General features: G+C 64.6%; 2 protein-coding genes and 1 pseudogene. All 3 read left to right on the top strand.

Going from position 1 to position 990, the window contains the following annotated elements; genetic code table 11:
* Nucleotides 1–30: 30 nt before the first annotated feature.
* Nucleotides 31–375, top strand: a pseudogene (locus AWU74_RS14250) (ATP-binding cassette domain-containing protein); the annotation flags it as partial.
* Between the two features lie 117 nt (nt 376–492).
* On the top strand, nt 493–633 hold the full coding sequence (locus AWU74_RS14255) for an ABC transporter ATP-binding protein C-terminal domain-containing protein (RefSeq protein WP_498067486.1): 141 nt from the start codon (nt 493–495) through the stop codon (nt 631–633).
* A partial coding sequence (locus AWU74_RS14260) for an ATP-binding cassette domain-containing protein (protein ID WP_162504927.1) occupies nt 626–990 on the top strand: 365 nt, incomplete at its 3' end. The genes AWU74_RS14255 and AWU74_RS14260, both read left to right, overlap by 8 nt.

Here is a 990-nt window from a genome sequence, read left to right on the forward strand (position 1 = left end):
GGGGTCTAGGAGCGGGTTCAGGGGCAGGTCGAACTGTCGGGCGAGGATGTCACAGGACTGACGCCCGACAAGCTCGCAACGCGCGGCATGTCGCGCACCTTCCAGAACCTCCAGATATTCCAGCGCATGACGGCTGCGGAGAACGTCATGGTCGGCCGTCATCTCCGGGAGCGCTGCAATCTGCTCGCGGACCTGTTCCGCCTGCCATCGGTGACGCGGCAAAACGCCGAGACGCGCGATGCGGCGCTTGCCTTGCTCGACGAGGTTGGACTGCGCGCCAGCGCGGATGTGGCAGCGGGATCGTTGTCCTACGGCGCGTGCAAGCGCCTCGAAATCGCGCGCGCGCTGGCCTCCGAACCGCGCGTGTTGTTGCTCGATGAGCCCGCGGCCGGCTGCAATCCCGTCGAGACCGAGGAGATCGACGAACTGATCCGGCGGGTTGCGGCCAAGGGCATCGCGGTCGTTCTCGTCGAGCACGACATGAAGCTGGTGATGAAGATTTCGAACCACATTCTTGTTTTGAATCGCGGCAAGCGAATCGCCGAAGGCAAGCCGCAGGAGGTGCGTGACAATCCGGCGGTCCTTGAAGCCTACCTCGGCAAACACGGAGCGAAGGAGGCGGCCCGTGCTTGAAGTTGCCAACCTCCGCAGCGCCTATGGCCGGATCGAGGTGCTGCACGGCGTCAACCTTGCCGTGCGGGCAGGCGAGGTGGTCGCCCTGATCGGCTCCAACGGCGCGGGAAAGACGACGCTGCTCAGGGCGCTATCGGGCGTTCAGCCGATTACGGCCGGCGAAATCCGCTTTCTGGGCGAGCGCATCGATCGCCTCAAGCCGCATCGGCGGGTTCAGCGCGGCATGACGCAGTCGCCCGAAGGCCGCCAGATTTTCGGACCGCTGAGCGTCGAGGACAATCTTCGCCTGGGTGCTTACATGCGCCGGGACAAGGACATCGAAAGCGACCGCGACCGTGTGTTCGGAATGTTTCCGAT

It is taken from the genome of Treponema endosymbiont of Eucomonympha sp. (assembly GCF_001028545.1).

Bases quoted from the DNA above. Each gene is read 5' to 3' on its own strand.
- AWU74_RS14255 (WP_498067486.1), top strand. From the start codon at position 493: ATGAAGATTTCGAACCACATTCTTGTTTTGAATCGCGGCAAGCGAATC.